This window comes from Streptomyces fuscigenes, assembly GCF_021556455.1.
GTDB classification, from domain to species: domain Bacteria; phylum Actinomycetota; class Actinomycetes; order Streptomycetales; family Streptomycetaceae; genus Streptomyces; species Streptomyces fuscigenes.
This window is the reverse complement of record NZ_JAKGCV010000309.1, coordinates 1-6,628: the sequence shown is the minus strand read 5'-3', so window position 1 is coordinate 6,628 and position 6,628 is coordinate 1. Positions and strand designations below refer to the sequence as shown.

Here is a 6,628-nt window from a genome sequence, read left to right as displayed (position 1 = left end):
CGCCGCCCACGCCCGCGTGCGCACCCGGCCGGTCCGCCTCGCCGGCGCCTGGTGGCGCACCGACGTCGGCCCGCTCGTCGGCAGCCGGGCCCGCTCCGGCGCGCCCGTCGCCCTGATGTGGCGCCGCGGCCGGTACGAGGCGGTCAACCCGCTCAGCGGCTCGCGCACGCGCGTCGGCGAGGACAACGCGGACGACTTCGCGCCGAGCGCCGTCATGTTCTACCGGCCGCTGCCCGAACGGCCCCTCAACCCGCCCCGCCTGCTGCGCTTCAGCCTGCGCGGCGCCCGCGTGGACCTGCGCAACCTCGTCCTCGCGGGGCTCGTCACCGTCGCTCTCGGCGCCCTCGTGCCCATCGCCACCGGCAAGGTCCTCGGCGAGTACGTGCCGAAGGCGCAGACCAGCCTCATCGTGCAGGTCGCGATCGCGGTGATGGTGGCCGGCGCGGTCACGGCCGCCTTCGGGCTGCTGCAGAACCTCACCATGCTCCGCATCGAGGGGCGGATGGAGGCCACGCTCCAGCCCGCGGTGTGGGACCGGCTCCTGCGGCTGCCGACCGCGTTCTTCGGAGAGCGCTCCACCGGTGAACTCGCCAGTGCGGCCATGGGCGTCAGCGCCGTGCGCCGCGTGCTGTCGGGGATCGCGCCCGTCGTGCTGCAGTCCACGACCGTCGGCGCGATGAACCTCGGGCTCCTGCTGTTCTACAGCGTCCCCCTCGCGCTGGCCGCGCTCGGCATGCTCGCCGTCGTCGCCGCCGTGTTCCTCGCGATCGGGCTGTGGCAGGTGCGCTGGCAGCGGCGGCTGGTCAAGCTGGGCAACAAGCTCAACAACCAGGCCTTCCAGACGCTGCGCGGGCTGCCCAAACTGCGTGTCGCCGCGGCCGAGCCCTTCGCGTACGCGGCCTGGGCACGGGAGTTCGCCAGATCGCGGGGCATGCAGCAGCGCGCCGGGTACATCAAGAACGTCAACACGGTGGTGGACGCCGTGTACCTGCCGCTGTGCACGCTCCTGATGTTCATGCTCCTCGCGGGACCCGCGCGCGGCACCCTGTCGCCCTCGTCCTTCCTCACCTTCAACACGGCCGCCACGATGCTGCTGACCTCGGTCACCCAGCTCACCGGCGCGCTCGTCTCCGCGGTGGCCGCGCTGCCGATGTACGAGCAGGTGCGCCCCGTGCTGCACGGCGAGCCCGAGGTCCGCGGCGGCAGCGCCGCCCCGGGCGCCCTGACCGGGGCCTTCGCGGCCCGCGGGGTGTCCTTCCGCTACGGCGACGACGGGCCCCTGGTCCTCGACGGCGTGACGGTCGAGGTCGCGGAGGGCGAGTTCGTGGCCGTCGTCGGGCCGAGCGGCTGCGGCAAGTCCACGCTCCTGCGGCTGCTCATCGGCTTCGAGCGGCCGCTGTCGGGGAGCGTCCTCTACGACGGGCAGGACCTGTCCGCCCTCGACCTCAGCGCCGTGCGGCGGCAGTGCGGGGTCGTGCTGCAGAACGCCCAGCCGCTGACCGGCTCCATCCTGGACTGCATCCGGGGTGCGGAGTCCTTCACCCAGGAAGAGGTGTGGGCCGCGGCCGAACTCGCGGGCCTCGCCGAGGACATCCGCCGCATGCCCATGGGGCTGCACACCATGATCTCGGGCGGCGGCGCCGTCTCCGGCGGGCAGCGCCAGCGGCTGATGATCGCCCAGGCGCTCGTGCGGCGCCCGCGCATCCTGTTCTTCGACGAGGCGACCAGCGCCCTCGACAACGAGACGCAGCGCGTCGTCATGGAGAGCACCCGGCGGCTGCGGGCCAGCCGGCTGGTCATCGCCCACCGGCTGAGCACCGTGCTCGACGCCGACCGCGTCGTCGTGATGGACGCCGGCCGGGTGGTCGAACAGGGTCCGCCCGCAGTGCTGCTGGCGGACCCGGCGGGGCGGCTGAGCGAACTGGTGCGCCGCCAGGTGGCGTAACGCCCGCACGCCCGGGCGCCAGGTGCCGGGTGCCGGGTGACCTGTGCGGCGACCGGCGACCGGTGGCGTGTGGCCGACGGCAGGAGCGTGGGCCGGGTGGGGACCGCGGTGCGTGGCGAGCGGGACCTCGTCGCCCGCCGTCCCTTCGGGCGGGCGCCGTCTCGTCCCGCGGGCCTCCGCACCGGCCTGCCGCGCGCCGCGGTCCCGGTCGTCCGCGCCCCCGCCGGGCGCCCTCCGTACGGATCCGGTAGGGCTCGATCCGTAGGGAGGGGCCCGTCCCGGCCGGGGTACGGACGGGTGGTTCCGGGCGGCGGCGGCGCCTGGGCGCGACATGACAGGTGTCGGCGCCGCCGCCGCCCGGGTCTTCGGGGAGCGCGGGCCCGGGACGGGTCCGCGCTCAGGTGGGCCCCTGCGGGGCCGCGCCCGGGTCGGAGGGCGGAGGGGAACGTCAGACGCCGTGCCCGGAGAGCCGTTCGACCGCGCGCAGGAGGGCCGAGTGGTCGAGGCCGCCGTCGCCCTGGGCGCGCAGGGAGCCGATGAGCTGCGCGACGAGCGTCGCCGCGGGCACGGCGGCGCCGACGGCGCGCGCGGCCTCGGTGACGATGCCCATGTCCTTGTGGTGCAGGTCGATGCGGAAGCCCGGCGCGAAGTCCCGGCGCAGGAAGTTGTCCTTCTTGCGCGCCAGCACGGTCGAACCGGCCAGGCCGCCGCCCAGCACGTCGAGCGCGGCGGCCAGGTCGACGCCCGACTTCTCCAGAAACACGACGGCCTCCGCGCAGGCTTCGATGTTGACGGCGACGATCAGCTGGTTGGCCGCCTTCACGGTCTGCCCGGCACCGTGCGGGCCGCAGTGGACGACGGTGGTGCCGAGCGCGTCGAACAGGGGCCGCGCGGCCTCGAAGTCGGCCGGCTCCCCGCCCACCATGATGGACAGGGCGGCCTCCCTCGCGCCGGCCTCGCCGCCGGACACGGGGGCGTCCAGCACCCGCAGCCCCTTCTCGGCGCCGGCGCGCGCCAGATCCACCGAGGTCCCCGGGGTGATGGACGACATGTCGACGAGCAGCGTCCCCGGCCGGGCGTGCGCGAGGATCCCGTCGGGCCCGTAGGCGACCGCCTCGACCTGGGGCGACGCCGGCACCATCGTCACGATCACGTCCGCTTCGGCCACGGCCTCGGCGATCGTCGCGGCCGGCGTGCCGCCCGCGGCGGCCAGCCGGTCCAGCTTCTCCTGCTCCAGGGTGTGGCCGGTCACCGGGAAGCCGGCCTTGATCAGGTTCTCGGACATGGGCGAGCCCATGATGCCGAGGCCGATCCACGCGATCTTGGGAAGGTCGGTCATGACGGAACCTTTCGACATGCTCGGGGTGGCACGGGTGCGCACGCGGGGGCGGGGCGGGGGAGGGGACGGCGGACGGGAGAGGAAGGGAGGCGGAAGGAGGAGGCAGAGGAGACGGAGGAGGCAGGAGATATGAGAAGGGCCGGGGGGGGGGCGGGACAGCGGCAGGCCGGGGCCGGCCCCGGTCAGGTGGTGAGCCAGTCGAAGGCCTCGGCGCTCGGCCGGTCTCCGGGCTTGTACTCCAGGCCGATCCATCCGTCGTACCCCGCCTTGCGCAGTCGGCCGACGAGTTCGGGCAGCGGCAGCGAGCCCGTGCCGGGCGCGCCGCGGCCCGGGTTGTCGGCGATCTGCACGTGGCCGGTCCGGTCCGCGTACCGGTCGATCACGTCGCCCAGGTCCTCGCCGTTCATCGACAGGTGGTAGAGGTCGAGCAGGAACGCCGCGTTGCCCAGGCCGGTGGCCTCGTTGACACGGTCGACGACCTCGACGGCCGAGGCGGCGCTCACCAGCGGATAGCGCGGCGACTCCGGCTCGTTGAGGGCCTCGATCAGCAGGCTCGCGCCTACCCGGTGGGCCGCGCGGGCGGCGAGGGCCAGGTTCTCCAGGGCGAGGGCGTCCTGCGCCGCCGGCTCCACGCCGTCGACGCGGTTGCCGTACAGCGCGTTGAGCGCCGTGCAGCCGACCGCCGCGGCGAAGTCCGCGGCGACGTCGACGTTGGCGCGGAAGCGGTCGGACTCGTGGCCGGGCAGGGACAGCGCGCCGCGGTCGGGGCCGGGCAGCCGGCCCGCGTAGAAGTTCAGCCCGACCAGCCGCGTGCCGGCGTCGTCCAGCGCGCCGCGCAGGGCGTCCAGATCCTTGCGCGGGGGCGTGGCGGTGTCCGTCCACGGCCACCACAGCTCGACGGCGTCGAAGCCCGCGGCGGCCGCGGCCGCCGGCCGCTCCAGCAGCGGGAGTTCGGTGAACAGGATCGAGAGGTTGACGTCGTAGCGCTCGGTGTCGCGGGGCATGGTCTCCAGCGTCCGTCCGGTGGCGTGGGGGTGAAGCGCGCGGAACCGGGGTGCATCCCGGCCGATTCGCAACTTCCATAATGTGGAATCTGTTTTCTGCTTACTGGAAGACTGCCCGGCCGGGCCTCTCCGTGTCAAGAGACGCGCGCCGGGGGACGGGCGGGCGGTGCCACCCGCCCGACGTGCGGTGCGGGGTGCCGAAGCGGCCGTTGCGGGGGATGCCCGCGGGCGGTCCTGCGGACGCGCCCCGGCCGGAAGGCCGCCCTCCGCCGGCGCTCCCGCGGCCGGGCCGGTCAGGGCGCCGGACGGGCGTCCCAAGAGCTCGAAAAAACACCAGGCGGGACGTGGCGGCGGGCACCGCCCGGCGCCCGCCGGGCGGTGTGTCGAGAGGCGCCGTGAGCGGCGGTCGTTGCCGGAAGATAGTCCTTAAATCTGTTGTGGCTGGAACGCAGTAACCATGAATCTCCGTGCACACGAGGCCAATTGACGCTCCATCACAAGCTCGTTAGGTTCCCTGCCATCCGCCGGACAGCTCGAGTCCGGAAGGCGGCGCGACCCCGGGGGGAGGGGCGTACGGCGATGCGGGAGAGTCTGCCGGTGTGGGACCCGACGCGGGTCTTTCCGGGACCGGAATCGAAGGAAGTCGACGCGGCCCTCTCCGCGGTGCGCGAGACGTCCGCGCGGCTGGCCCGCGAGGTGCGCGGCAGCCTGGCCGGCCTCGGCACGGACGCCCTCGTCCGCGTGATCCGGCGCTACGAGGAGTGCGTCGCGGGCGTCCAGCGCGTCACCTCCTACGCCGAAGCGCTGTATGCCCTCCACGACCAGGGCCCCGCCGTGCGCGCCCTGCTGGAGCGCTGCGACACCGCCTGGGCCGGGCTCGCGGAGGAACTCGGCTTCTTCGAGGCGGAGCTGGCCGCCTGCGACGGGGCCCACGGCCCCGGGCTCGGCCCGTACGCCCACTTCGCGGCCAAGGTGCGGCGCTCCCGCGCCGGCCGGACGGCCTCCCCCGAGAGGCAGGAGGTCCTCGCGGCCCTCGCGCCCACGGGCATCGAGGGCTGGCAGCGCCTCGCCCGCGACCTCCTCGGCCGCATCACGGTGGAGATCGACGGCGAGCGGCGCGACATCGCCACCGTGCTGCCGATCCTCTACGACGCCGACGTGGCGGCGCGCACCACCGCCCACGAGGCGGTCTGCCGCGCTCTCGCCCCCGAGCTGGAACTGCGCGCCACCGCCCTGCGCATGATCGTGGCGGACGGCCGCGCCCGTGCCGGGGCCGGCGCGCCGGACTGGCTCGCGGCGCGCCGGGACATCGACCAGATCGACGAACGGGAGGCCGGCCGGGCGCTGGCGCAGGCGGCGGCCTGCGTGCCCGTCGTCCACGACTACTACGCCTTCAAGCGCGAACTGGCCCCGCAGGAGGAGTTCACCGACCGGGACCGCTACGCGCCGCTCGCGGGCACCGGGTCCGGCGGCACGTACTCCTGGCCCGAGGCCGTCGAGGTCGTGGCCGCCGCGTTCGGTGACCTGTCTCCCGTGCTCGCGGAGCGGGCCCGCCACCTGTTCGGCAGCGGCGCGGTCGACGCGCGGCCCCGGCCCGGCAAGCAGCGCCGCGCCGCCACGCACGCCCTTCCGGGCAGCGATCCCTGCGTCGCCCTGCACTTCCAGGGGCGGCTGCGTGACGTGCTCACCCTCGCCCACGAGATGGGGCACGCCGTGCACCTGTCCCTCGCGGCGCGACTGCCCCTCCTCGCGGCCGCACCGCCGCCCGTGCTCGGCGAGTGCGTGGCGCTGCTGTGCGAGGCGGTCGCCGTACGGCGGTTGATGGCGGACGGCCCCGCGGCCCGGCGGGCCGGCCTGCTCGCGCGCTGGCTGGAGGACCGGATGGTGGCCGTGGGAAGGCACGCGGCACTGCACTCCTTCGAGGCGGCCCTGCGCGCGCCCGGCATCCGGGCCGGCGAGCTGACGGCCGATCGGATCGGCGAGCTGTGGACCGCGGGCCAGCGCCGGCTGTACGGCCCGGCCGTCGAACTGACCGGCGGATACGCGATGTGGTGGAGCTATCTCGGGGACCTGTTCGCCCAGCCCGGCTCCCACCTCGCCTACGTCCACGGGCAGGTGTCGGCACTGGCCCTCCTGGAGCGGTTCGAGGCGGACCCGGCCGCCTTCGGCGAGCGCTTCGTCGACCTCCTGAGCGCCGGCGACACCGCGCCGCCCGCCGAACTCCTCGCGCGCGCCGGCGTGCACGCGGACGGCCCCGCCGGGGCGGGCGCCGCCGCCGCGGTCCTGCGCGAACGGCTCGACCTGCTGCGGAAACTGACCGCCGAGGCGGCCCCCGCGCGC

Annotated in this window: 4 protein-coding genes; 2 read left to right on the top strand and 2 right to left on the bottom strand. The window is 75.2% G+C overall.

What is annotated here, in order from left to right:
* On the top strand, positions 1 to 1,945 hold a 1,945-nt coding region (locus tag L1885_RS20845; RefSeq protein WP_235798690.1), incomplete at its 5' end, for an NHLP bacteriocin export ABC transporter permease/ATPase subunit.
* A 448-nt stretch (positions 1,946 to 2,393) separates the two neighbouring features.
* Here the strand turns inward: L1885_RS20845 and L1885_RS20840 are convergent.
* Positions 2,394 to 3,284 carry a 2-hydroxy-3-oxopropionate reductase gene (locus L1885_RS20840; RefSeq protein WP_235798689.1) on the bottom strand — a complete coding sequence of 297 codons (891 nt, stop codon included), beginning with the start codon at positions 3,282 to 3,284 and terminating at the stop codon, positions 2,394 to 2,396.
* A 182-nt stretch (positions 3,285 to 3,466) separates the two neighbouring features.
* Entirely contained in the window at positions 3,467 to 4,288 is an 822-nt protein-coding gene (locus L1885_RS20835; protein WP_235798688.1) for a TIM barrel protein, read from the bottom strand.
* 579 nt (positions 4,289 to 4,867) lie between these two features.
* On the opposite strand from L1885_RS20835, the gene L1885_RS20830 reads away from it, so the two are divergent.
* A partial coding sequence (locus L1885_RS20830) for a M3 family metallopeptidase (protein ID WP_235798687.1) occupies positions 4,868 to 6,628 on the top strand: 1,761 nt, incomplete at its 3' end.